General features: G+C 33.1%; 24 protein-coding genes. 16 read left to right on the top strand and 8 right to left on the bottom strand.

Annotated elements, in window-relative coordinates; translation table 11 throughout:
• Positions 1-8 precede the first annotated feature (8 nt).
• Positions 9-791, bottom strand: a complete 783-nt coding sequence (gene cdaA, locus AA088_RS15965) for a diadenylate cyclase CdaA (RefSeq protein WP_046746038.1) — start codon at positions 789-791, stop codon at positions 9-11.
• Positions 792-943: 152 nt separating this feature from the next.
• Here cdaA and AA088_RS18480 point away from each other — a divergent pair, with 152 nt between their 5' ends.
• Positions 944-1099: a hypothetical protein gene (locus AA088_RS18480; protein ID WP_157547282.1), complete on the top strand. Its 156-nt coding sequence runs from the start codon at positions 944-946 to the stop codon at positions 1097-1099.
• Positions 1100-1146: 47 nt separating this feature from the next.
• On the opposite strand, the gene folP is transcribed toward AA088_RS18480, so the two are convergent.
• On the bottom strand, positions 1147-1968 hold the full coding sequence (gene folP, locus AA088_RS15960) for a dihydropteroate synthase (protein WP_046746037.1): 822 nt from the start codon (positions 1966-1968) through the stop codon (positions 1147-1149).
• A gap of 107 nt (positions 1969-2075) precedes the next feature.
• Here folP and AA088_RS15955 point away from each other — a divergent pair, with 107 nt between their 5' ends.
• The 8 genes from AA088_RS15955 (at position 2076) to AA088_RS15920 (ending at position 8348) form a co-directional block, all read left to right on the top strand.
• The gene (locus tag AA088_RS15955) at positions 2076-3179 is read left to right on the top strand and encodes a BT_3928 family protein (RefSeq protein ID WP_046746036.1); all 1104 of its coding nucleotides are present in this window, start codon (positions 2076-2078) and stop codon (positions 3177-3179) included.
• A gap of 6 nt (positions 3180-3185) precedes the next feature.
• On the top strand, positions 3186-4262 hold the full coding sequence (locus AA088_RS15950; RefSeq protein ID WP_046746035.1) for an ABC transporter permease: 1077 nt from the start codon (positions 3186-3188) through the stop codon (positions 4260-4262).
• Positions 4263-4330: 68 nt separating this feature from the next.
• Positions 4331-4888 carry a L,D-transpeptidase family protein gene (locus AA088_RS15945; protein ID WP_046746034.1) on the top strand — a complete coding sequence of 186 codons (558 nt, stop codon included), beginning with the start codon at positions 4331-4333 and terminating at the stop codon, positions 4886-4888.
• Positions 4888-5382 (top strand): TlpA family protein disulfide reductase, encoded by a 495-nt coding sequence (locus tag AA088_RS15940; protein WP_052752933.1) that lies wholly within the window; start codon positions 4888-4890, stop codon positions 5380-5382. The genes AA088_RS15945 and AA088_RS15940 overlap by 1 nt, the downstream gene beginning before the upstream one ends.
• A 12-nt stretch (positions 5383-5394) precedes the next feature.
• Positions 5395-6144, top strand: a complete 750-nt coding sequence (tpiA, locus tag AA088_RS15935) for a triose-phosphate isomerase (RefSeq protein WP_046746033.1) — start codon at positions 5395-5397, stop codon at positions 6142-6144.
• Positions 6145-6147: 3 nt separating this feature from the next.
• On the top strand, positions 6148-6987 hold the full coding sequence (gene prmA, locus AA088_RS15930) for a 50S ribosomal protein L11 methyltransferase (RefSeq protein ID WP_046746032.1): 840 nt from the start codon (positions 6148-6150) through the stop codon (positions 6985-6987).
• A 10-nt stretch (positions 6988-6997) separates the two neighbouring features.
• Complete coding sequence (locus AA088_RS15925) at positions 6998-7273, top strand: ATP-dependent Clp protease adaptor ClpS (protein ID WP_046746031.1); 276 nt, start codon at positions 6998-7000, stop codon at positions 7271-7273.
• A 232-nt stretch (positions 7274-7505) separates the two neighbouring features.
• Positions 7506-8348, top strand: a complete 843-nt coding sequence (locus AA088_RS15920) for a M57 family metalloprotease (RefSeq protein WP_046746030.1) — start codon at positions 7506-7508, stop codon at positions 8346-8348.
• Positions 8349-8466: 118 nt separating this feature from the next.
• Here the strand turns inward: AA088_RS15920 and AA088_RS15915 are convergent, their stop codons facing one another.
• The 4 genes from AA088_RS15915 to AA088_RS15900 form a co-directional block, all read right to left on the bottom strand.
• On the bottom strand, positions 8467-9876 hold the full coding sequence (locus tag AA088_RS15915) for an MBL fold metallo-hydrolase (protein ID WP_046746029.1): 1410 nt from the start codon (positions 9874-9876) through the stop codon (positions 8467-8469).
• 1258 nt (positions 9877-11134) lie between these two features.
• Positions 11135-12598 (bottom strand): hypothetical protein, encoded by a 1464-nt coding sequence (locus AA088_RS15910; protein WP_052752932.1) that lies wholly within the window; start codon positions 12596-12598, stop codon positions 11135-11137.
• Positions 12599-12795: 197 nt separating this feature from the next.
• The gene (locus AA088_RS15905) at positions 12796-13296 is read right to left on the bottom strand and encodes an endonuclease V (RefSeq protein ID WP_046746028.1); all 501 of its coding nucleotides are present in this window, start codon (positions 13294-13296) and stop codon (positions 12796-12798) included.
• 45 nt (positions 13297-13341) lie between these two features.
• Positions 13342-14673: an alkaline phosphatase D family protein gene (locus AA088_RS15900; protein ID WP_046746027.1), complete on the bottom strand. Its 1332-nt coding sequence runs from the start codon at positions 14671-14673 to the stop codon at positions 13342-13344.
• A gap of 277 nt (positions 14674-14950) precedes the next feature.
• Here AA088_RS15900 and AA088_RS15895 point away from each other — a divergent pair, with 277 nt between their 5' ends.
• Positions 14951-15517 (top strand): biliverdin-producing heme oxygenase, encoded by a 567-nt coding sequence (locus AA088_RS15895; protein WP_052752931.1) that lies wholly within the window; start codon positions 14951-14953, stop codon positions 15515-15517.
• Here AA088_RS15895 and AA088_RS15890 read toward each other — a convergent pair.
• Together AA088_RS15890 and AA088_RS15885 are read right to left on the bottom strand one after the other, a co-directional pair.
• Complete coding sequence (locus tag AA088_RS15890; RefSeq protein ID WP_046746026.1) at positions 15507-17765, bottom strand: ATP-binding protein; 2259 nt, start codon at positions 17763-17765, stop codon at positions 15507-15509. The genes AA088_RS15895 and AA088_RS15890 overlap by 11 nt on opposite strands.
• A 44-nt stretch (positions 17766-17809) precedes the next feature.
• A complete protein-coding gene (locus AA088_RS15885) occupies positions 17810-18259 on the bottom strand; it encodes a response regulator (protein ID WP_046746025.1) in 450 nt (149 codons plus the stop codon).
• A gap of 292 nt (positions 18260-18551) precedes the next feature.
• Here AA088_RS15885 and AA088_RS15880 point away from each other — a divergent pair, with 292 nt between their 5' ends.
• From AA088_RS15880 to AA088_RS15855, 6 genes are all read left to right on the top strand, one after another.
• Complete coding sequence (locus AA088_RS15880) at positions 18552-18947, top strand: hypothetical protein (protein ID WP_046746024.1); 396 nt, start codon at positions 18552-18554, stop codon at positions 18945-18947.
• A gap of 80 nt (positions 18948-19027) precedes the next feature.
• The gene (locus AA088_RS15875; protein WP_046746023.1) at positions 19028-23365 is read left to right on the top strand and encodes a CusA/CzcA family heavy metal efflux RND transporter; all 4338 of its coding nucleotides are present in this window, start codon (positions 19028-19030) and stop codon (positions 23363-23365) included.
• Positions 23366-23375: 10 nt separating this feature from the next.
• Positions 23376-24518, top strand: a complete 1143-nt coding sequence (locus tag AA088_RS15870) for an efflux RND transporter periplasmic adaptor subunit (protein ID WP_046746022.1) — start codon at positions 23376-23378, stop codon at positions 24516-24518.
• Positions 24519-24532: 14 nt separating this feature from the next.
• Positions 24533-25228: a Crp/Fnr family transcriptional regulator gene (locus AA088_RS15865; RefSeq protein ID WP_046746021.1), complete on the top strand. Its 696-nt coding sequence runs from the start codon at positions 24533-24535 to the stop codon at positions 25226-25228.
• Positions 25229-25330: 102 nt separating this feature from the next.
• Positions 25331-25771: a thioredoxin family protein gene (locus AA088_RS15860; protein ID WP_046746020.1), complete on the top strand. Its 441-nt coding sequence runs from the start codon at positions 25331-25333 to the stop codon at positions 25769-25771.
• A gap of 12 nt (positions 25772-25783) precedes the next feature.
• Positions 25784-26776, top strand: coding sequence for an FAD:protein FMN transferase (locus AA088_RS15855; protein WP_046746019.1), 993 nt, complete (start codon positions 25784-25786; stop codon positions 26774-26776).
• Positions 26777-26781 lie beyond the last annotated feature (5 nt).

The raw sequence follows: 26781 nt of genomic DNA, 5'->3' as shown, positions 1-26781 counted from the left end.
GGAGTAAATCAATTCAAATCATTTTGAACCATTTCTTGAAGCATTCCTATATCTTCGTATAGTACAAACTCGCCGTCGCGGATATAGGAAATTTGGCCGGTTTCTTCCGAAACTACTAATACAAGGGCGTCAGTCTTTTCGGTAATTCCAACAGCAGCTCTATGGCGTAATCCGAAGCGTTGCGGAATCATGGTTTCTTTTGAAACGGGTAAAATTACACGTGTAGCTGTGACTCGATTCCCTTGAATAATAACAGCACCATCATGTAATGGACTATTTTTAAAGAAGATACTTTCTAACGTAGGAACATTTACGTCCATGCCCATCTTATCACCCGAATCTTTGACAAAATCCAGTGAATTATTTCGTTCAATTACAATAATAGCACCAGTTTTTGAAGCAGACATTTTGGTGCAAGCTTTAACAATAGCTTCAATGTCGGTTTCTGTATTTACATCTTGTTTTAGGAATTTGAAATGTTTTATAAAACGGCGTTTGGTCGCAAAATTGGTAGAACCAATCATTAATAAAAACTTTCTGATTTCTTGTTGAAAGACAATAAATAAAGCAATAATTCCTACGTTGATAAAACCGCCAAAAATATTGCTTAATACCTTCATATCCAAAGCTTCTGTTACTTTCCAAATAATGAAAATAATAACGATTCCAATAAAAATATTAATCGCTGCCGTTCCTTTTACAAGTTTATAGATATAATACAAAAGCACGGCAACGAGAATAATCTCAATAAAATCTAGCAGGTCAAAATTTAAAAAATCGATAAAATCCAATGTCAGTTGCGTATACAATTAAAGTAAAAATAATAAATATAATAGAACCTCATAGATAAAGTTGTCGTAAACTCACTTTTATGGCGAAACCGTAGCTAGGTGATTTGTAAGTTTTTTATATTAAAAATATATAACCATAAAAACCTATCATTATGTTACGTAGTATTTTAAAAATTAATGGAGTTTCGGAAATCGAAAAAAAAGAGCAACAAAAAATTAATGGTGGACGCGCTAAATGTTTTAACAATGGTATTTGTACAGATTGTGGACATCATTGTGCGGAAGTACAGTGTTGTTATTGTCTTTGATTCTTAAAAAAGGAAAAACTGTCTAAAAAATAATTTAGGCAGTTTTTTTATAACATAGAAACCAATTTCACACATTCTACGGCTTCTTTAACATCATGTACGCGTAAAATTGATGCGCCATTTTGTAATGCAATTGTATGTATGATAGAAGTTCCATTTAAAGCTTCTTGAGGAGATGTTTCTAACACTTTATAAATCATAGATTTTCTAGAAACTCCAACTAGCACAGGGCAATTCAAAATCTCAAATAAATCAAGCTGTTTTAAAATAGTATAATTGTGCGCAATCGTTTTTCCAAAACCAAAGCCTGGATCAATAATAAGGTCATTAACTTTATGAGTTCTAGCTAGCGCAATTTTTTCAGAAAGTTCTCGAATAATATCTTTTGTTACATTTTCATAAAAAGGATCTTGTTGCATATTTTGAGGAGTTCCTTGCATATGCATCATGATATAAGGAACATTTAATTCTCCTACAGTTTTCATCATCTGCGAATCTAAATTCCCTGCAGAAATATCATTAATCAGAGTGGCTCCTATATCAATGGCTTTTTTGGCAATTTCACTTCGAAATGTATCTACTGAGATTAATGCGTTAGGGAATTCGCCCAAAATTAATTCCAATATAGGAAGCAATCGTTGTTTTTCTTCTTCTTCTGTAACTTTTGCAGCACTTGGTCGCGAACTATAAGCTCCTATGTCAATAAAAGTAGCTCCTTCCTTCAGCATTTTTTCTACTTGTGACACAATGCTTTTTGCATCCTTATACTTTCCTCCATCATAAAAAGAGTCAGGAGTTATATTTAAAATTCCCATCACTTTAGGAGTGTCTAGAGAAATCAAAGTGCCTTTACAGTTTATACTTCGCATACTTACATACCTTTAAAACAAACTTATGTCCATTTCTTTTTATAAATTGATTATTTTGGACGAAATTTACATAAAATCTCACGCAAAAAGACAAAAATAAAAAACACATGAAATACCTGATTGCAATTGCTCGAATTATTGTTGGCGGATTATTTATCTTTTCAGGATTTATCAAACTCAACGATCCTGTTGGTTTTTCATTCAAGCTTACCGAATATTTTTCAGAAGGTGTATTGAACATGGAATTTCTTTCTCCGTATGCGCTCGGAATTGCTGTGTTTATTGTGATTCTTGAAATTATTCTCGGAGTAATGATTCTGCTCGGTTATCAAAAAAAGCCAGTATTGGGAATGCTTTTAGGGCTTATCTTATTTTTTACATTTCTTACATTTTATTCGGCTTATTTTAATAAAGTAACTGATTGTGGATGTTTTGGAGATTTCTTAAAACTTACACCGTGGGAAAGCTTTTGGAAAGACGTGTTTTTATTAGTCTTAATTATCATCCTAGTAATAGGGCATACGCATATCAAACCATTATTTACTAATAAAATAAATGCAGGAATCACAACTGTAAGCTTGATTGCATGTATTTTCTTTGGAAGACACGTATTGAATCATTTACCAGTGTTTGATTTTAGACCATATCATGTAGGAGCTAACATTATGGAAGGAATGAGCATTCCTCCAGAAACACCGCGACCTGTGTTTGAATACATTTGGACATTCAATGTAAATGGTGAAGAAAAAGAAATTGTAACACGTAGTACAGAGTACCCTGAAGTTGAAGGTGGAACGTATGTAAAAGTAGATAGTCGTATGATTGAAAAGGGATACGAGCCACCGATTCACGATTTTTCTATTGAAAGTCTAGATGAAGGAGATGTGACCGAAATGATGATGGAAGAAGACAAATTAATCATTGTCATCATGTACAGTCTTGACAAAGCAGAAGAAGACGGTTTTGAAAAAGTAAAAAGTTTTACAGACAAAGCGATTGATGCGGGATACAAAGTAATTGGGTTATCTTCTTCAGATCCAAACGATATGAAGTCGCTTGCCGATTTGATGCAATTCAATTTTGACTTTTACTTGTCGGATGAAACAGCGTTAAAAACAGTAGTTCGTTCCAATCCAGGGATACTAAAACTTGAAAGAGGAACCATTGTCGACAAAGCACATTACAATGATTTTGACACTATAAAACTGTAACTCTTTTTGGTAAGCTACATTGTACATAAAATAGGTTATGCTTTTTTGACACTTTTTGGTGTTGTGACGGTGATTTTTTTCTTGTTCAACATTTTGCCTGGCGATCCTGCCAAAATGATGCTTGGACAGAATCAAACAGAAGAACAAGTGGCGATTGTAAAGAAGAAATACGGCTTTGACAAACCTGTACTTACGCAATATGTGTACTATTTGAATGATTTATCTTTGTTGTCGTTTCATTCTACTCAAAAAGACGATTATACTTTTCTCTCAGAAGATAAATACAGCGCACTTCAACTATTCACGATTGGAAATACAACCACAGTGATCAAACTACCGTATTTGCGCGAATCGTTTCAAAAATCTGGAAAAAAGGTTTCACAAGTTATTGGAGAAACCTTGCCAAACACAATCGTTTTGGCCATTGCAGCGATTAGTATTGCCATGTTTTTAGGATTAATTTTTGGAGTTATTTCAGCTATTTACAAAGACACGTTTATTGACAAATTAATCCAAATTATTAGTACGTTAGGAATGAGCGTTCCTTCGTTTTTCAGCGCGATTCTTTTTGCGTGGATTTTTGGGTTTTTACTGCATGAATTTACCAATTTGAACATGACAGGAAGTTTATATGAAGTTGATGATTTTGGTGAATCAATCAGCATTCGCTGGAAAAACCTCATTCTACCCGCTATTGTATTGGGAATTCGTCCCTTGGCGGTTGTCATTCAACTCATGCGTAATTCGCTGTTAGAAGTATTTAATCAAGATTATATTCGTACGGCACGTGCCAAAGGGTTAAGTGAGTTTCAAGTAGTCAAAAAACACGCCATCAAAAATGCATTAAATCCAGTGATTACAGCAATCTCAGGTTGGTTTGCGTCTATGTTGGCTGGTGCTGTTTTTGTAGAATACATTTTTGGTTGGAACGGTTTGGGAAAAGAAATTGTAGACGCGCTCAACAGTCAAGACTTACCGATTATTATGGGTTCTGTACTAATAATAGCGACTATGTTTGTAATTATCAATATATTAGTTGATATTATATATGCTTACCTTGATCCTAAAATACGATTACAATAAAACTCTTTTATTTACAATTTTAAGATTGGGTAATTCATTTAAAATATAATGGGAATTCTTTAATCAAAATGAAAGTTAACAATCTGTATTTTGTCTTACTATTAGGGTTTCTTTTAGGAAGTTCTTGTACAAACAAACATGAAATTACTGATGGGGTATCATTAAAAAAGGTATTACCTGCGCATACGCAAATTCAATTAGTCATTGATAAAAGTGATTACACTTTGAAAGTTTTTACGGCAGATACTTTGGTAAAAACCTATGCTGTGGTATTTGGTGGAAATCCAGTAGAAGACAAAGAAAAAGAAGGTGATCGTCGTACGCCAGAAGGTGTGTTTGGCGTGCGCGACAAATATCCCCATCGCAATTGGTCAAAATTTATTTGGATTGATTACCCGAATGCAGCTTCTTGGGAAAAATTTAACCAACAAAAAGCAGCAGGCATTATCAAAGAAGGCGAAACGATTGGTGGTGAGATAGGCATTCATGGAGTACCTGAAGGTAAAGATAATATGATTGATGAAAAACGAAATTGGACGTTGGGTTGTATTTCTATGAAAAATGCTGATATAAATGAAATTTATCCATATATCACTAAACAAACTCAAATTACGATTCAAAAATAATGATGAAGAATATACTATTAGTAATTTTTATTTTCCTCTCTTTACAAAGTTGTGAAAAAGAAATTTTATCTGAATTCCCTTCGGTAGCGCTGCAGGAAAAAATGCAAACAATTGATGGAGAAACAATAGAGTTTGAAAAAATTCTAAAAAAATATAAAGGAAATACAATCTTTATTGATATTTGGGCATCTTGGTGTCCTGATTGCATTGAAGGGATACCTAAAGTAAAAGAAATTCAAAAAAATCATCCAGAATTAACGTACCTATTTTTATCTTTGGATCGTAAAATAACTAGCTGGAAAGCTGGAATTCAAAAATATAAGCTGATAGGTGAACATTATTATGTTCCATCAGGGATGAAAGGAACATTTGGAAAAGCGATTGGTATTAATTGGATTCCGAGATATATGGTGGTTAATCCTGATGGAAGTATCAAACTTTTTGAAGCTACAACCACAACTGAAAAATCACTACTAGAAGCTATCAAACAATAAAAAAATAAACACATGAGACGTAAAATAGTTGCAGGAAACTGGAAAATGAATAATGATCTTTCTGGGACGGAAGCCTTACTGAATGACTTAATTGCTTTGGTGCCAAATACAGAAGCTACTGTTATGGTGGCTCCAACATTTGTAAATCTTTTTCAGGCATTCAATGTGTTAAAAGGACACAATATAGAAGTCATTGCTCAAAATATGCATCAAGAACCTAATGGAGCTTTTACAGGAGAAATTTCTGCCCAAATGTTAAAAAGTGTAGGGGTAAATACTGTAATTCTAGGGCATAGTGAACGAAGAGCGTATTTTGGAGAAACCGATGAGTTGCTTGCAAAAAAAGTAGCTGCTGCTTTATCGAATGAATTGCAAGTTGTTTTTTGTTTTGGAGAAGAACTAGAAGACCGTAAGTCTGGTCGTCACTTTTCGGTAGTTGAAGAGCAATTAAAAAATGCATTATTTCACTTACAAACATCCGATTGGGAACACATAATTTTGGCATATGAACCAGTTTGGGCAATTGGAACAGGAGAAACAGCTTCACCAGAACAAGCACAAGAAATGCATGCCTTTATTAGAAAAACTATTTCAGAAAAGTTTGGAGATCAAGTAGGAACAACTGTTTCAATTTTATATGGAGGAAGTGTTAAACCTACGAATGCCGCTGAAATCTTTGCAAAACAAGATGTTGATGGTGGATTAATTGGAGGAGCTTCTTTGAAAGCAGAAGATTTTGTAGCAATCATTAACGCTATTTAAAAAATGTCAACAACATATATTGGATATACCTTTACGGTTTCGCCTGTTCAACCTGCTACAGAAATTTTAATTGCAGAACTTGGTTTTGCTGGGTTTGAAAGCTTTGTAGAAAACGAAGTAGGTGTGAATGCTTACATACAAAAAGACGATTGGTACGAGGGAATTTTGGATGATATTCAAATACTTACCAATACCGCATTTACAATTGAATATCAAAAAGAAGAAATTGCACAAGTCAATTGGAATGAAGAATGGGAAAAGAATTTTGAACCTATTGAAGTCGATGGAAAATGTGTAGTACGTGCGCCATTTCATGAAAAGCCTACTGTAGATTATGATATTGTAATTGAACCTAAAATGAGTTTTGGTACAGGGCATCATGAGACTACTCACATGATGTTGCAGCATATCTTAAAAACAGACGTTGTAGATAAAAAAGTATTAGATATGGGTTGTGGAACAGGTGTTTTGGCGATTTTGGCTGAAATGAAAGGCGCTACGCCTATTGATGCAATCGATATTGATAACTGGTGTTATATAAACTCTCTAGAGAATGTAGAACGAAATAATTGCCATCATATCTCAGTGTATGAAGGTGATGTGAATTTGTTGATAGGAAAAAAGTATGACATCATTATTGCTAATATTAATAGAAATATATTGTTGAATGATATTCATCAATATGCCAAATGCCTCAATCCGAATGGAGTATTATTTTTAAGTGGTTTTTATACTGAAGACATACCATTGATAACGGAAGAGTGCACCAAAAACAAGTTAAAATTTGCAGACAAACTTCAAAAAAATAATTGGGTAGCGTTAAAATTTGTAACTTTACAATAAAAGATTGTATATGAGTACACAAGAACAACACAAAGAAGAACTTCTTACCATTGAAGATGTGCAAACAAATAATGAAATCATATTATACAATGATGATGTTAACACGTTCGATCATGTTATTGAAACACTAATTTACGCTTGTGATCATACTGCTGAACAAGCCGAACAATGCTCAATAATAGTTCATTATAAAGGAAAATGTACAGTAAAAACTGGCAAATACGAAGATTTAAAACCTAGGTGTAGTAAACTTTTGGAAGCAGGACTTTCGGCGGAAATAATATAGTAAACCCTAGATTTTTCTTACCCTACAGTACAATAGACACTTTTTACGGTGTCTATTTTTTTGTGTTTTATTTTGATGAATATCTAACAAAACACATATAATCTGTTAATTTTTTACATATCATTAACAATATTAACATTTTATTAGGAATTACTTAATAAATGTTATATTATTGTGTTGTGTTAAAAATCGCTCCAAACAATTTATAACATTAACCGAAAAAACTTTTAAAATGAAAAAAATTAAAAACTTAGCACTGCTAATGGCATTGGCGATGGGTCTTACTTTTACTTCATGTAGTAAAGACAACGTTGAAATAGCAGAAGAGGAGCAAAGCACAGCACCTATTGGAATTCCACAAGAGCTATTTGAAAAAGCGCAATCACTTCACTTTAATGTAAATGACATGGAAAAAACCATGTTTGAAAAGCCAGGAGGCAAAATGGAAGAAGCGTATGTGCTTGAAGGTGATATCATGATGTCGTATGACCAAATCATGAATATGGATATTGGAGAAGGAATCACTAGCAAACATTACCGCACTAATAACCTAGTAAGTGATGGTGTAATTACTATTATTGGATATACAGGAAATAATTCTAACGGATTAACTACAAAAATGAGAACTGGACTTCAGTGGGCTGTAGATAACTACAATGCATTGAACCTAGATATTTCTTTCCAATTATCGTTTGGTACTAACTACCAAGATAAAGATATCGTAGTATACCAAGTTTCTGGAGGAGCAGGTGGATCTGCAGGTTTCCCTTCAGGAGGAAATCCATACAAGTGGGTTAAAATTAACTCTGGATTAGCACCATACAGCAACAACGTACACGAGCACGTAATTGGACACGAAATTGGACATTCAATTGGTTTCCGTCACTCAGACTACTTCAGCAGACAAAGCTGTGGACAAAACACAAACGAAGGAAGCGCTGGAGTTGGTGCAATTCATATCCCAGGAACACCTACAGGATGGGATCCAACTTCATTAATGAATGCTTGTTTTAGTTCAAGTGAGGATGGAGAATTCAGTAGTAGTGATATTACTGCATTACGCTATTTGTACTAGAATATATTATTCTTAAAACACAGTAATAAGAAAATAAAATCAAAATCGCGAGCGATTTTTAACATATAAAATAAAGGCGCCTAACCAGCGCCTTTTTTATATCTCTTACTTTTGAATCTTAACGTAGGGTAGAAGGACAAACAAAGTCAGTAAGTGGAATACTGGTTTTCTGTATTGCTCCAAATCCGCCAGCAACATCTACGATGTCATGAAATCCTCTAGCTTTTAAAATAGAAGCCGCAATTACTGAACGATATCCACCAGCACAATGTATATAGTATTTGTTACTAGTGTCTATTTGATTCATATTCTGATTGATGTTGTCTAAAGAGAAATGTTGTGCCTTTTCCATATGTTTAGATTGGTATTCTCCATCTTTTCGCACATCCAATACTTGTAATTCATGTTGTTGTAGACGAGATGCAAATTCTTCAGCAGAAATTGATTCGATACTAGCAACATCTCTACCACTTTTTTTCCAAGCTTCTATACCACCATCTAAATATCCTAGTGTATTGTCATAACCTACTCTAGACAAACGAGTGATGGCTTCTTCAGATTTTCCTTCAGGAACTATTAATAAAATAGGTTGTTGTAAGTCTGTGATTAATGCGCCAACCCAAGGTGCAAATCCACCATTAAGCCCAATAAAGATACTGTTGGGAATATGTGCTTCTACAAAATCCTTTTGATGACGAACATCTAATACTAATACATTTTCTTCATTTGCAATAGCTTCAAATTTCTCAGGGAGTAAAGGAACATTCCCTTTTTCTAGTACCACTTTAAAAGAAGGGTATCCAGTTTTGTTCATAAAAGCATTTTTTGCAAAATATTGTGGTGGTGGTGCAATACCATCTAATACCTCCTTAATAAATTCTTCTTTTGACATATCAGCACGTAACGCATAATTGGTCTTTTTTTGCTCTCCTAACACACCTACGGTTTCCTTGCTTAAATTTTTACCACAGGCAGAACCAGCTCCATGCGCAGGATATACGATTACATCATCAGCAAGAGGCATAATTTTAGTACGGAGTGAATGGTATAACATTCCAGCAAGATCTTCTTTGGTTAAATCTGATTTGATAGCAAGATCAGGTCGCCCAACATCTCCTAAAAATAAAGTGTCACCTGAAAAAATTGCATGATCTTTACCATCTTCATCTATTAATAAATAAGTTGTAGATTCTAACGTATGACCAGGCGTATGCAAAACTTTTATTTTTATTTTTCCTAAAGAGAATTCTTCATTGTCTTTAGCATTGTATATTTCATAATCTGTTTGTGCATTGGGACCAAATACAATTGTAGCACCCGTGGCTTTTGCCAAATCTATATGCCCAGATACGAAATCTGCATGAAAATGCGTTTCAAAAACATACTTTATTGAAGCTTTGTTCATTTTAGCCTTCTCTATGTATGCCTGAGTTTCACGTAATGGATCAATAATAGCGGCTTCTCCATTAGATTCAATGTAGTAGGCTCCTTGTGCTAAGCAACCAGTATATATTTGTTCAATCTTCATATCTCTATATTTTGATACAAATATAACAAACAATCTTTGTGATTGTTGAAAGGGGTTTTATAAAACTTCGATAGAGTTTATTAGATTAAAGTGTAGAAATTAGTAGATGTGAAGGTCGTTTTTATTTGGTATCAAAAAAATGTGTTCGGTATAAATCTTAACTTTTTGTCGATATAAAATTGACGTTAATTTAGGAGTAATCATTTCGTCTAGAAGTATGTTTTTTTTAAAATTCTTCAATGATAGTTCTAAAAAGGTGAGTGGTATGAAATTTTTAAAAAACTAAAGAGGTAAAACACTTTTAATAGCTGATATTCAATTTTTTAAGTATATTTAGCATTATACGCAATTTATAAATTACGGGTATCATTTCTTTTAATATTTAAGTAGATTATATATGTTTACCATAGGTTTTTTAGGTTATTTATTCTTCAAATACTTTTTAGTCAAAACAGAAGAATATATTTCTTATGCAAAAGGAGTGTTGGGGGACGCTCCTTTTTGTTTTTTAGAGATAAAATTCAACGCTTATTAAGTTTTTTCGACGCTTATTAATTAATCCTATTCATCTTCAATAACATTTACTACATTGGAACCAAGTTTCAATGAGTATTTTTATTGAGGTTTATTATTCTACAATTAGAAAGGAGTGTTGGGGAACACTCCTTTCGCTTTTAAAAACGTTGAGATTTCCTATTTATACAGTGCGTTTATCGTCATAATGTTGTCATTCATCTACACTCTAGCTAAGCTTATCGACTTTAGTATTTTAAAGAAACTAGAGCTTGTATATTTGGTGTAAATATTTAGTATTACGATAATTACAATCTGGTAAATTGTAAAAAAATAAAAAAGAACTTTTGAGCCCCGAAAGTTCTTTTTTTTATACATAATAGTTTGAAGTATTGTATAAATTTTTTGGTCGTCGATTAAAAAGAACCATTTATCTACATATAATACCATTTTCATCGACTTTATGGTATATGCATCTGTATACTGAAGTATATTTACACTGTTATTATTTAGTATTGAAGTATTAACAATCTGATAATTGTTTAAAAATAAAAAAAGAATCCTTTGCCCTGAGGATTCTTTTTTTATGCGCTTATTTTAAATTGTAAGTTTAAATAGATAGTACCGACTTAATTAGAATAATAGTATTGTCAATAATGAGTACGAATTGGTACTAAAAATAAAAAGAGAATCCATTGCCCTTAGGATTCTCTTTTTTTGTGTGTAAATATTTTTTAAACGAAGTTTATTGTTTGTCTATATAAGCTTCTTGAAAGTCTTTTACCTTCATTAACTTGATATCTTTTTTAGAAGTACCTTTTTGACTTTCAAGATATCCGTTGAATACGTGACTGATATATAGTGGAGAAGTAGGCTGGTTTCCACTGAAACTTTTTGCGTTGTGACAAGACAAGCAGTTTGCCAAGTTGCTAGCATCTATGCTGGATAAGCTAGAATTAAATGTTTGCGTGTACGTTTCCATTGTTATATTTGCAGCATTCACAGAACCTCTAGTAACAGAACCAGGAGTTGCTTTTCCTAAGTTATATCCTTCATTTTTTAAGAGAGCAACTTGTTCTGCAGGAGTTAGCCCGTCAGTGTTTACCCAAATAGAACCGCTGTAAGCATAATTATTCCATACATCAGAAAGATTTTCTGCAACACAATTGTTAATATTTTGGATGTTATTGTAATTTAAAGGTTCTGATTGGCTAGTTTCCATAAAGTTACTGTCAGGAGCACCTTGTACTCTTGGAACTCCATATTCAAATAGGATATACGCTTCGCTAGCTGCATTCGGAGCTCCCGTTTTGCTATTCCAATAAATTCCGTCAATAGAAGAAGTACTTCCTTTTTTAAATAATAGCGTTTCACTATCTGCACTTGCAGTTCCTGTAGTCCAATCAAAAGCAGGAGCTAAACTATTGTGTTCAAAAGTTGCCCAAATGAATTCTGGATGGTTTTCAACAACTCCAACTACATGCATACCCAACATAGCAACTTCAGTTGTTGTTCCATCGATACTTGCATTTGTAGTGTAATAATTACCTCGTTCTGATTCAGGAATAACTTCAGTTGAAACCCATGAAGTTTTTAATTCAAATGATCCAACAGGAAATGCTTGAGAGTTTGCAGGCTGTAGTTTTCCGCTAGCAATTTGAGCAGCATATTCTTTTGCTGCTGTATTCATGATATCATTCATGTAAATAGCATAATATACAGTTCCAGATTTTCCATTAGCATTAAAATTTGGATTTGATTTTAATATTCCTGAAGAACCAGCTTGTTCCGCTTCAGAGGAAGTTAATACTAACGAAACTCCAGAAGGGATAGTTACAGGACTCATGTATGGGTCAACTTGTATAGTTTCTTTAAGGAATAAAGGAGTATCTCCGTCAGGCTTTGTGAGCCATAAAAATTTTTGCCAAGACCATTGATGAAAGATACAATTTGTAGTACTACTTGCATCAAATGGGCTTCCTTTTCCTTCTGCTGGAGCAGGTGTTTGAGTGTGCGGAAACCAATCTGTTAAGCAAGCGCATGTACTGTCTATAGTTTCAGCGTCGGCAAGATCATAGGTTGTTTGTGCTTTTGCAGTTGAAGATGTTTCTGAGTCTTCATTGTTTTTTTCTTTCTTTTTTTCTTCACATGAAGTGAAAAATAAGAGTGCTATGCATAGTATAGCAGTAGCTTTAGATACGATTTTCATGTCTTCTTTGTTAATTTGGTTGATTTAAAGGTGTTTTTCGTAAAATTCAAATTTCCGAAAAAACAGCAGTATTAAGTAGCGTATAAATACTTGTTTTTTATCAAATAAAGGAGTTTTTACGATGCTTAAGTTACTAAAATTCTGTCTTTTGAGAAAAAACTTGCTTTTAACGTAAGAGTAACAAATGCGTCTATTTTTTAATCGCTTTTGGAGATAGTGTCTACTAATTTTAAAATAGTAGGTATTCGGTGTTTTCCGTGAAGTGATTGTACTTTTTTTACTGTTTTTTCAATAGAGATTCCGATACTTGATATGTATAAAGGATTCTTACTAAAACCACGAACCAAAGGGAATGAAACTTTTTCAGTATTTATGAAAGACTTTTTGGCAATACCTATAATTGGAGTTTTTTTATCAAGGGCTTCCCATAAATATCCTCCTAGGCCATATTTGCCATTATTGTCAACATATACATGCCCATCTACAATAATTGTTTCTAATTCTTCATAAGATACTTGTTCTAAAACTTTTAGGATACAAGGCAGTTCTCGTTTGTAAAATTCTCCAGGTATGTATGGTGCTACATCTTCTATTTTTGCAGTATATACCTGTTGCGGGACGTCATCGGTCCAATCAAAAATGACACACACAGCCTTAGCGTATGTTTCTTTATAATGTATGTCAATAGCAGCAATCATTTTGTGAAATAAGAAAATCTGTTTTTAATATACAAACATGTGCTATTATTTCCTATTATATTTTAATTCTTGGGCTTTGATTTGGTAATCGAATATTTTGTTTCCTTCAGAATCATAAATAATTAGTAATAATTCACGATTACTGCGTTTGCCTGTAACTTCTATAATACCAAAATTACGATTGTAGTAGGTTGTCCCTTTTACTTGTAACGTATTCCCTTCATCTCTGGCGGTATGAGTTCCTGCAGTAAGAGGAGAACAAGTTATGTCGATTAATGGGTAAGCGTCTTTGCGTTCCAATCGAGAAATTTCAGTATGATGTCTATCGCCACTTATAAAGAGAACCCCTTCAATTTTAGCATTGTGTAAGCGTTGTAGTAATTCTGTACGTTCTGTTGGATAGGTTGCGTAGTTTTCAAATTTAGCGACATCGCTTAGTACTTGTCCGCCATTTATAACAATTTTGAAGGTTGCTTTGCTAGTAGTCAATGCATCAATTAACCAGTTTAATTGTTCTTTTCCTAGATATGCTTTATCAATACTAGGATCGTCATTTGGAGCTCGATGGTAGCGATTATCAAGCATAAAAAATTCGATGTCGTTCCAAGCAAAGTGTTGAGTTATTCCTCCATTTCCTACGGCATTCGTGTTTAAATTTCCCCAGTAGTCATTAAAAGTTTGTTCGGTTATTTTTTTGTTTACATAACTTCTGTCAGCATCATTTGGACCATAATCATGATCATCCCACGTTGCATAATGGTGTACACTTCCTAGTAATGCTTGAAGTTCTTTAGTGGCTCTTGTATGTTGATATCGGTGACGAATCCCAGTTTCGGTCATAAAATCTGGAGTTCGTAAATACATATTATCGCCTACCCATAACATCAAATCGGGATCTTTTTTGAGAATGGCATCAAAAATTTGATATTTAGCTCCATATGGCTTTGGTCGATCATCTTTTTTCTCATTGATAAAATTGCAGGAACCAAGTACAATTTTAAAATTAGGAGGATCAGTTCTGTACTGCCACAAAGGCTGAGTTTGAAACTCTAATTTGTAATCTCTAGGAATGTATATATTGTTGATGTATAGTTTGTAAGTGTACGTTTTACCATATGCAACATCATTTGGAGTTAGCTTGGCTATTAAATCACTTTTATAACTTGTTTCTACAGTATGTGTGAATTTTTCTGTTTCACCAGTAGCAAAATATCCTATTTTAACTTTTGCAGGTGCAGTAGTTTGAACCCAAATCAGCGCTTCTCTGAAATCTGAATATCCTACCATTGGACCTGAACGTAATAAGCTTTCTTGAGCAATTATCCATAATGTACAAAACAGACATAGGATGCACATAAATTTTTTCTTCCTTAACATGATGTCTTAATTTAAATCACAAATTTCTGTATAAATTTATACTTGTAGATTAATTCAAAGTTACTAATCATGATGTATATAGTATTTATTTGAGAAAGATAAATTTCTATTTCCAGAATTTGATTCTATAAAAAAATGGGTAGCTAATCTAAAAAACAGTTATATTTTTGAAAAATATGTATGCTATGTATAACTTACTACAAAACTAATCTTGTAGAGATTCTAGAAAAAATGAAGCATAAATATAGAGTTAATTTTAAAAAAGAGTTAAGCAATAATGAATCTACTAGATAGTATAAAAGAACGCACAAAAGAAGATCATCAAAGTGTAGAAAAAGTATTGATTACAGAACTTAAAAGTTTATCTTCTATGGAACAATATGGACATTTACTTGAACGACTATATGCGTTTTATAAACCTCTTGAAGATGAGATTCAGCTTGCGATTGATACTACATTTATTAGTGATATTTCCGCTCGAAAGCATACCGAGCGACTGCTTCAAGATATACATGCCATTCATGCGAGTTTTAAGCCCGATACTACTTTTAACCCTTTATCTATTTCTAGTACATCCTATGCATTAGGTATTTTGTATGTGATAGAAGGCTCTACTTTAGGCGGACAGATTATCGTAAAAATGCTTGATAAGCAATTGTCGGTAACTTCAGTAGGTGCACATACTTATTTTGACTCTTATAGTGAGGAAACACAAAAAATGTGGACTAGTTTTAAAGATTCAATGCTAAAAATTGAAGCGACCATTAACGAAGAAGAAATGATTCGAGGTGCCAAAGAAACTTTTAGTGCGTTACAATCACATTTAACTCAAACTAAATCTTAGGAAAATAAAGCCGTATTGAAGCACCTACATTTTCTTCTCCATCAGCACTGATAACTCCTTGATGCTTTGTCATGATTTTTTTGCAAAGTGCCAAACCTATTCCCGATCCGTCATAATCGGATTTGCTATTTAAACGAGAAAATATTTTAAAGATTTTCTCTTTGTATTCGTTTTTAAAACCAATTCCGTTATCAGTAACTTCAATTAAGTGATACGAACCGCTTTGCAATATATTATCATTTTCATCTTCCATCTCTTGAATACTGATATGCGGAGCTCTTTTAGGATTTCTAAACTTTAATGAATTGTAAATAGTGTTCAGAAATAATTGCTTAAGCAAAAAAGGAATTCCTTTAATTTTTGGTAGTTTTCCAATTTTTAATGTTGCATCGGCGTCTGCAAGTGTGTCTGCAATCTCTTTGGAAAGTTGTAGCATCACTTCGTTCAAATCAACTACTTCCAATTCTGGTGTATCTACGTTCGTTTTAGTGTATTTCAAAATGTCACTAATCAACGTTTGCATACGTTCTGCAGAATTTTGCATACGTTCAATTTTGTGTACTACTTTTTCAGAAAGTGAGTTTTTATCTTCTTTCGTTAGTAACGTAGAAGCCATCATGCGAATTTTTCGAAGAGGTTCTTGTAAGTCGTGCGTACTAATCCAATTAATATTTTCTAACTCTGCATTAGTTTCTTTAAGGATTTCGCTTAGCTTTTTTTGGTTTTCTTTCTCTTCATTAATAATGATTGATTTGATATGTGTTTGAAAGAAATTAACAAAATTGGAACAAGCGGTCAACTCTGCATCTAACCAAGGTTTTGATGTATTTTTAACGTTTTCAGTAAATTTTTCAAATGATTTTCTGGGCGATAAACCATTTTTATCTTTTTCAATAGATTTGGTAGGATCTCCTGCCCAATGGATTTCTTGTATTGTTGGATTTCGATACCAGATTATGAAATTATTTTCATTTCCCATAGCGTGATAGTGAATACCAGGAAAATTAGAGGAAATTGTTTCAAAATTTGATGTTATCTGAGAAAGAGATGTTGTAGTGAATCGCCCTTTTTTGCTATAATTATAGAGGAAATCTCCTAACTGTTTAATTCGTTCTTCATCAGGCGTAAAACCATTTGTGTATACTTTCCCATCTACGGAGGCAGAAACGCCACAACTGTTACAAATATGTTTAATGGCTTCTTCATTGAAAAGTTGCTGAATTGAGCTTCTATAAAAATTCAAGTCTTTGGCTGTAAGAGTATCTACGGCAGTAGTAGCTTTTCGAGCAATTTCATATTGTTCATTGAGCAATCGAACATCAATTTGTGAGGTAATAAAATGCCCATGAAGTTTAACAGTATTTCGAATTTCCTGACTTAAATATTTAGGCGAATAATGATGACAAGCAATCAACCCCCAAAGTTTTCCTTTATGGATTAAAGACACTGTTAAAGTAGCGCCAACACCCATATTGTGTAAATATTGTATATGAATTGGTGAAACACTACGAAGCACAGATAAGCTTAAATCTAAAGTATCAACAGCACTAGAAGTAAGTGTGTATAATTCGACAGGTCTGTAATTCACATCACCAATAATACGAAGATGGTTTTTAATATAAAGTGCTCTCGCTTGTTTCGGAATGTCAGTGTGAGGATAGTGCAATCCTAAAAACGATTCAAGGTGTTCTTCTTTACTCTCAGCAAAAACTTCTCCATTGTAATTGGCATCAAACCTATAAATCATTACTCGGTCATACTTAGTAATATCCTTTACAGCTAGGGCAACAGAATTGCATAATTCTTTTAGTGTAGAAGTATCTTGAATATAACTCAATAACTGTTTTGAAGAGTTATAGAGTTTTTGATCTTGATTAAATTGATTTTCAGTAGGTTCTCCTTCAATGATAATGTTTTGGTCGCTGTAATGAAAACTTATAGAAAAATGTTTTTCTTGTATGCTAAGGTGCGTTTCTTTCTGTAGTGCGTTTTTTTCACTTTTAAAAAGCTGATAAGCTGTTGTTAAATTTGCGTCAAAAACATTCCTAATAGCATGTCCAAGTGCCTTTTGATAGGTAAGCTCTAAAAAATCCTTAATATTTTCACTACACACATTTATGATATTGCTTTTAGAATCTATTGAAAGTAAAAAACCATGTGGCTGTATAAGTCCTGGAATGTGAATAGGTTCGTCTTCACAATTCTCAAGATTTACAATGTCATGATTGGTTATGTTTCTGTAATTCATAGAGTATCAAGTGTAGTGTTCAAAAAAAGCTGCGTAAAATATGCTTATGTAATTTTATTGAAAATAAAATTGTTGGTGTCACGAGTATCTTGCTCCCAATTAATCTTTACAGCACAAGAAATAATCTTAATTAAGTCGCCAAAGCTATTAGGCTTAATTGCATAATAATTAGCACCTAATTTTTGGCTAAGCGAAATATTATGTTCACTTGAACTAGTAGAATACATTATAATTGGCGTATGCTGTATCGCTGGATTGGAACGTATTTCTTCTAATAATTCAAAGCCTGATTTTAACGGCATGTTTAAATCTAAAAAAACAACAGAATCTGTATTGCTTTTTTCCTCTACAAAATCAATCAAATTCACACCATTTTTCAATAAATGCAATTCGATTAAATCTTCATTCTCTTCGCATATGGAAGTCACCGCTTCTTCAAAGAACATGAGATCATCCTCATCATCATCTGCATAAAATATAGTGAATTTTTTCATAGTAGGTAGTTAATTTATAGTGAGTGAAGAGTTTCCTGTATCAAAATGATACAGCTAATCACATATTAGTTGATTTATAATATAGCTAAGTTAATTCTTTTTTTTAATTTTTAAGAAAATACAAAAGCGCATCAAAAATTAATAAACTTATACGAATACCTTTAGTTTTATGACTTAAAATGAGTTACAGACGAGTTATATAAAGCTGTATTGTTATCATAGAAAAGAAATAGTAGCTATTTGTAACTTAAATAACATAAGAGTCAAAACTAAATATGTATCTTTACATAACATGCGTACAATATTTACAGTCATATTATCATCTATAATCCTTTTTAAAAGTGTAGGGTTTACTGTTGGCGATATTTTCCAGCTAGATGATTTTATTGAACATGCACAATATCACAATACGCAATATGGTGATACTTTTTTTGAATTTGTTTCAAAACATTATGGCGAACTAAAAAGCACCCATGAAAAAGAACATCAAGAAGAGCGAGAAGATCATGAAAAGCTACCTTGCCAACAAACGGTGCAAGTTGCTTCTACGATTTTTTTTATACAGTCTTCCGAAATAAAATTAAACACCATTGAATATGTAGAATTACGAGATGTTCAATTTCATTATACTTCAAGTACATCTTCTCTACATTCTCAAAAATTTCTTCAGCCACCACGGCTATCATAAGTAATCTGTTGACTTAATTTATTTATGTTCTTCTACACTGTTGCGTAGAAGAGCGCTCACTATGATTATTTTATGAAAAAATGTTATCACATATTATAAACTTTAGCATAAAGAATAAAATTATTATTCTTTTGTTTACTGCATTTATTATTGGGTTTGGATTGTATTCACTTTCTCAAATTCCTATAGGAGCAGTTCCAGATGTTACAAACAATCAAGTGCAAGTTATTACAACTTCTCGAAACTTGTCTACGCAAGATATGGAACAGTTCATTACATATCCAGTTGAACTGGAAATGGCAAACTTACCGGGCGTTAAAGAAATACGATCGGTTTCTAAATTTGGACTTTCTGTGGTTACAATAGTTTTCAACGATGAGATGGGAACATATTTACCACGTCAGCTTATAGCTGAAAAAATCAAATCTGCATCTGAAAAAATACCTCAAGGCTTTGGAGCGCCCGAAATGGGGCCGATTACTACAGGCTTAGGAGAAATTTATCAATACATCCTTGATGTCAAACCAGCATTTAAAGATGTGTATACTGCTCAAGAACTTCGTACCATTCAAGATTGGGTGGTTAAACGCCAACTTTCAGGAATTCCTGGTGTAGTTGAGGTAAATACTTGGGGAGGTTTTTTAAAACAATATGAAGTAGCAATCAATACTGAACGATTGAATGCAATGAATATTACAGCACAAGAAGTTTTTACAGCTTTACAAAAAAATAATAGCGTAGCTGGAGGCGGTTATATTGAAAAAATCAATCAAGCATACTTTATCCGTGGAGAAGGGTTGTTAAGTTCTTTGAAAGATATAGAAAATGTAGTTGTCGCTACTAAGAATGGGCTTCCTATTTATGTAAAAGATGTGGCTCAAGTTGGTTTTGGTACTGCAATGCGTTTTGGGGCAATTACAGGAAACGGAGAAGGAGAAAAGGTGTTAGGACAAGTGATGATGCTCAAGGATGCAAACTCTAAAAAAGTAATTGAAGCCGTTAAAGAACGTGTAGCGTTGATTTCAAAATCTCTTCCAGAGGGAGTGTATATCAATGCTTTTTTAGATCGTAGCGAACTCATTTCAAAAACAACTTTTACGGTCACTGAAAATTTAATTTTAGGCTGTTTGATTGTAATCTTTATTGTTGTTTTATTACTCGGTAATTTACGTTCAGGGCTTGTCGTAGCATCCGTCATTCCGTTGTGTTTACTTTTTGCATTATCCTTAATGTATATATTTGGAGTTGATGCCAACTTAATGAGTTTAGGAGCTATAGATTTTGGAATTATCATTGATGGAGCTGTGATTATTGTTGAATTTATAGCCTTTCATATTACACAGCAGAAAACAGAAATTCAATCTTTGTCAAAAACAGCTCAACAAAAACTCAAAGATCAAATTACATATACAGGAGCTTCTAAAATGATGAATTCTGCCATTTTCGGACAATTAATCATTTTAATTGTATTTATTCCAATCTTATCATTAAGTGGAGTTGAAGGAAAAATGTTTAAACCGATGGCTCTTACGTTTAGTTTTGCTCTTATAGGCGCTATGATTTTTTGTTTTACCTATGTTCCTGTCGTGGCTTCTTTATTTTTAAAACCTTCAACCACAAGTCATAAAAATATTTCTATTCGTTTGATGAAATGGGTATATAAAGTATATGAACCTATTATTCATTGGGCATTGCAAAGCAAAAAACTAGTTTTGACTGTAGCCATTGGATTGTTAATTGCTTCGGGATATGTATATACTACGATGGGAGGCGAATTTGTGCCTACCTTAGATGAAGGCGATTTTGTAATTCAACCAGTATTAAAAACGGGTACTTCTTTAAAAAATACAGTAGCGATTACTACAAAAATAGAAACGATTCTTTTGCAACAATTTCCGGAGGTCAAACAAGTAGTAACTCGAATTGGCGCAGCAGAAGTGCCAACGGACCCAATGTCTATGGAAGAAAGTGATGTAATCATAGTATTGAAGCCAAAAAGTGAATGGGTTTCTGCAGATACAAAAGATGAGTTAGCAGATAAATTTAAAGAAGCGTTGGCAGTCATTCCGGGAATGGAAGTAGAGTTTACACAACCTATTGAAATGCGCTTTAATGAGTTGATTACAGGAGTAAGAGCCGATATAGCAATCAAAATTTTTGGAGAAGATCTAGAAATATTAGCAAAAAAAGGAAACGAAATAGGAAACCTGATACAAGATGTTTCTGGTGCTGCGGATGTTTCTGTTGAAAAAATTGCCGGATTACCAGAAATGAATATCAAGTATAATAGGTCACAAATAGCGCGTTACGGACTAAATATTCAAGATTTGAATGATATGGTATCTATGGGCTTTGCAGGAAAAACAGTAGGACATGTTTTTGAAGGAGAAAAACGCTTTGATTTGGTTGTTCGGTTAGATAAGCAAAAGCGACAAGATATTGAACATATTCAAAATTTATATGTAGATGTGCCTTCAGGAGGAAAAATTCCTTTGCGAGAATTGGCGACTATTAGCTATCAAAAAGGAGCTGCAAAAATTTCTCGCGACAATACACAGAGAAGAATTGTGGTAGGGGTAAATGTTCGTAATCGAGACCTTCAATCTGTAGTAGACGATATACAACGTTTAATTAATCAAAACATAAAATTACCAGTAGGATATTCAATTACATATGGAGGACAGTTTGAAAATTTGCAAAGTGCCAGAGCGCGATTATTGATTGCCGTTCCTATTGCATTACTATTGATTTTTATACTGCTTTACTTTGCATTTCGATCAGTCAAAGAGGCATTCTTGATTTATTCTGCAATTCCACTTGCTGCTGTTGGAGGTATATGGTTGCTTTGGTTAAGAGATTTACCTTTTAGTATTTCGGCAGGTGTCGGATTTATTGCACTTTTTGGAATTGCAGTCCTTAATGGAATTGTATTAATAGAGCATTTTAAAGAATTAAAAAAGCAAGGTTTTGATGATATGGAAACATTGATAAAACAAGGAACAAAAGATAGACTCAGAGCTGTTTTACTAACCGCATCTGCTGCAGCATTAGGTTTTTTGCCAATGGCAATTTCAACAAATGCAGGAGCAGAAGTACAACGACCCTTAGCAACAGTAGTTATTGGTGGTTTGGTTACGGCTACTTTATTAACACTTATTGTATTGCCAGTATTATATGCGTGGTTTCATCGAGAGCCAAAAAATAATAAACAACCAAAAGCCACAGGTTTTAACAAACAATTGATATTGTTTTTTCTGTTTTCTTCACTTGGAATGTATGCTCAAGAAAATACAGAATTAGGTCTTGAGGAATTGATTCTTTTAGCTAAAGAAAATAATGCAGGCCTCAAAGCCAACGAACTAGAAGTGTATCGTGCAGAAATCGGAATCAAAAGTGCCTTTACTTTTGATAAAACTCATATATATTATGCTTATGATCAAAATAATCTCGCGGTCAATAACGAACCACTTAGAGTTATAGGAATAGCACAAGACTTTCGTTTTCCAACAGTTTATTTTTCTGAAAGAAAAATGTATCAAGCACAAAAAAAAGTAGCTTCTTATCAATTTTCTATTCAAGAAAAAATACTCATGCGTAACATTACATTGAGTTTTAATAAATATCAAATAGCTCTTGAAAAGGCGCAATTATACAAAAAATTGGATAGTCTCTATACTGATTTTTCAAAAATGGCTTCCAGACGTTTTGAATTGGGAGAAACCAACTATTTAGAGAAAATTACAGCTGCTTCCAAACAAAAAAGAATTCGTTTATCCTATACAGAATCTCAAAAAAATGTACAGCAAATGTATGAAGATTTACGCAGGTTGGTGCAAACGGAAGATAGTATTCTTATACAGAAAACGCCAGTAAAAAAATGGGAACAAGTACCATCATCTATTACTAATAGTTCTGAAATGGCATACTATCAAAGCAGGATTGATTTGTCAAAAGCAGAGCAATCTTTTGAAAAACAAAAACTTTTACCAGACATTACAGTAAGCTATTTTCAAGGGTCTAATTCTCAGTTGAATGATAATTTATATGGCTATCAAATAGGAGTAAAAATACCGCTACTTTTTGGAGGGCAATCTGCTAAAATTAAAGCTGCAAAAATTACTAATGAAATTGTTCAGCAAGAATCAAATGACTATGAAGTACATGTAAAAGCAACTTATAAAACACTTCTTCTACAAGCAACGCAGCTAGAAAGAGGACTCTTATATTTTGAAGAAGAAGGAACTTTGCTTGCTGATGAAATTTTAAAAACAGCGAATGGGAGTTTTAAAAATGGAGAAATTGACTTTTACCAATACATTCAAAACCTGGAGAATGCTTATGAGATAAAGTTAGACTATCTCGAAAAACTTGCGGAATATAATGAAACAATCATTGCCATTAATTATTTAACTCTATAAACAAAATATTATGCAACGCATATTCTATAAAATACTATTAGGAAGTCTGTTTTTTTTGTTTTTCAGTTGTGAAACAAAAGAAGATAAGAGCGAATCAGTAGTCTCATCAAGCGAGTCTACGCAAACCATGATACAAATATCCAAAGTACAATTTGAGCAAAATCAAATGCAACTAGGTGTGCTTGAAGAAAGAACATTTCCAATTACAGTTCAAGTCAACGGAATGATTGATGTACCACCTGAAAATAAAGCAGTTGTTAGTGTAACTATGGGAGGTTACATCAAAAATATGCCTTTCTTGGAAGGAGATACGATTGAAAAAGGACAGCGACTCGTTACTGTTGAAAATCAGGAGTTTGTGGTTTTGCAACAACAGTATGCAGAAGTATATGAACAACTTGCTTTTTTGAAGTCAGAATATGAGCGTCAAAAAACAATGATTACTGAAAAAATCACCTCGCAAAAGAGCTTCCTTAAGGCTGAAAGTGAATATAAAACTGCAAAAGCTACTTACAATGGCTTGCGTACGCAATTAAAAATCCTTAACATTTCTCCAAAAGCAGTAGAACAAGGAAAAATAACTTCAGAAGCGTCTATATATGCACCATTATCAGGAAAAATTGCCAAAGTGAACATTACCAAAGGAATGTATGTTTCGCCTGCAACTCCGATTATAGAAATTATAGATAATAGTCACATTCATTTAGAACTTTCCGTATTTGAAAAAGATATTCTAAAAGTAAAAAAAGGACAAGAGATAGAATTTAAAATTCCAGAAACTGGAACAAATACATTTAAGGCAACTGTACATTTGGTTGGAACTGTGATAGAAGATAATAGAACTATTAAAGTGCATGGACATATTGAAGACGAAACGTCTCATAATTTTTTAACAGGCATGTTTGTAGAAGCTTCCATTATTACAGATACAGTCACTTCAAAAGCACTTTCTAAAGAAGCTACGGTTGCAATTGATGACAAGATTTATGTATTAGTGTTGCGTAAACAAGAAGCTGACAACTATTATTTTGAACAAAAAGAAATTAAAACAGGAGAAAGTTACAATGAATACATTGTGATTGAAAATGTAGATAATTTGCCTCCTGAAACAAAATTTTTAACAAAAGGAGCTTTCGGTTTATTAGGGGACTAAATAAAAAAATATAAATGAAAAATTCATTTCCCACAAAAAAATATAGTTTCAACAATGAAAAGATATTAGGAGAGTTGCCTAAAGATATTCTATCTGTTTTAAAAACAGGTGTTGAAACACAGAATTTTAAAGCTGGTGCATTTATTTTTAAAGAAGGAGATAGTCCTACGGGGATTTACAGAGTGCTACAAGGAAAGGTAAAAAAACTAACAACGACAAGTTTTGGGACACAACATATATTTTATATCTGTAAAGAAAATGAATATTTAGGTTATCACGCATTGCTCAGTGAAGAATTATATGCAGACTCTGCAATAGCGCTTGTTGACAGTGTCATAGAATTCATTCCTAAGGAAAATTTCTTAAAAGCAATAGCGCGCTCACATGAGTTGTCAAAGCGGCTACTAAAAAGTTTAAGTCACGAATTTGGTGTTTTTATCAATGCAACAAAACTCTTAGCTAAGCATACCGTTAGAGAACGTGCCGCACTAAACCTATTAATTTTAGAAAATAAATTTCATGAAAATGCAGACTCTGAGACGGTCATTAATATCAATAGAGACGACCTAGCAAGTATGGTTGGAACTGCAAAAGAATCTTTAGTTCGGATGCTCAAAGATTTTAAAGACGAAGAATTAATCACTACACAAGGAAGAAGCATTTTTATTAAAAACTATGAAGGCTTGGTAAAGGTCTCTATGAGTACCTAAAAACACATAAAAAGTTGATAAATATCAATGTAATTTCTGAAGTAAGATTTCGTTTAATATATAAATTTATCATGTGTTTTAACAGAACATAAAACAAAGCAAATGAAAAAAAACTTAGTAGCTCTTCTATTTCTATTATCAGTTAATATGGTAGTCTATGCACAAGAATGGAATACTGATTTTAAAGAAGTACAAGTGCAAGCAAGCAAAGAACATAAAAATATAATTTTAGTTTTTTCAGGGTCTGACTGGTGTGCACCATGTATAAAATTAGAAAAATCCATATTTCAGTCAGAAGCGTTTAAAAAAACGGCAACCAATGAGTATGTGTTGTTGCGTGCTGATTTTCCGAAGAGGAAAAAAAATAAACTATCAGAGCAGCAGCAAAAGCATAACAATGAACTAGCGGCTCTCTACAATCAAGAAGGGTACTTTCCTCTAGTAGTAGTATTAGATTCGCAGGGAAAAGTGTTAGGAAAAACAGGCTATAAGAATACAACTCCAGAAGCCTATATCTCATTATTACAATCTTTTGAAAAATAATTGTTTAGTATAATGAAGTACTTTTTTGCCATAATCTATATAATAACGACTGTTGCTATAAACGCACAAGAAACACACAAGCGAACTCTCAAATTGATGGGATCTCGTTTTGATATTACGGTAGTGGCTAATAATAAAACGGAAGCGGATACATATATTGACATAGCAGTAACAGAGATTTCCAGAATTGAAAAACTAATATCGTCTTGGGATGAAAACTCGCAAACATCAAAGATTAATAGAAATGCTGGAATCAAAGCTGTACACGTAGATAAAGAGTTATTTGATCTTATAGAAAGAGCTATTCAGATATCAAAATTAACTGATGGAGCTTTCGATATAAGCTATGCTTCAATGGATCGAATATGGAAATTTGATGGAAGTGTAACTAAAATGCCTACACCAGAAAACATCAAAGCTTCTGTTGCCAAAGTAGGATATCAACACATTATACTTGATAAAGAAAAACAAACCGTTTTTCTAAAAATAAAGGGAATGAAAATTGGTTTTGGAGCTATAGGCAAAGGATATGCTGCAGACAAAGCCAAACAATTGCTAAAACAAAAAGGAGTACAAGCGGGAATCATTAATGCTTCAGGCGACATGAACACTTGGGGAACCCAAACCAATGGAGATCAATGGAAAGTGGGCATAACCAATCCAATGAACAAGAATAATGTTTTTGCGTTGCTTCCAATCTCTGAAAGAGCAGTGGTCACTTCTGGGAATTATGAAAAATATATCATGATTAATGGAAAACGGTATTCACATATTATTGATCCTCGAACGGGGTATCCTAGTAGCGGTATTGTTAGTGTAAGTGTATTTGCACCAAGTGCAGAATTAGCCGATGCATTGGCAACTTCCGTATTTGTAATGGGAAAAGATGTAGGACTCAATTTTATTAATCAATTAAAAGGGATTGAATGTATAATTGTAGATGAAAAAGGGAAAATAGTTCACTCTACAAATATTGACATTCAAGACAAATTAAAAAACGAATAACACAT

It is taken from the genome of Kordia zhangzhouensis (genome assembly GCF_001005305.1).
Taxonomy (GTDB): Bacteria; Bacteroidota; Bacteroidia; order Flavobacteriales; family Flavobacteriaceae; genus Kordia; species Kordia zhangzhouensis.
The sequence above is the reverse complement of the archived record's forward strand: the minus strand, read 5'-3'. Positions and strand labels throughout refer to the sequence as shown.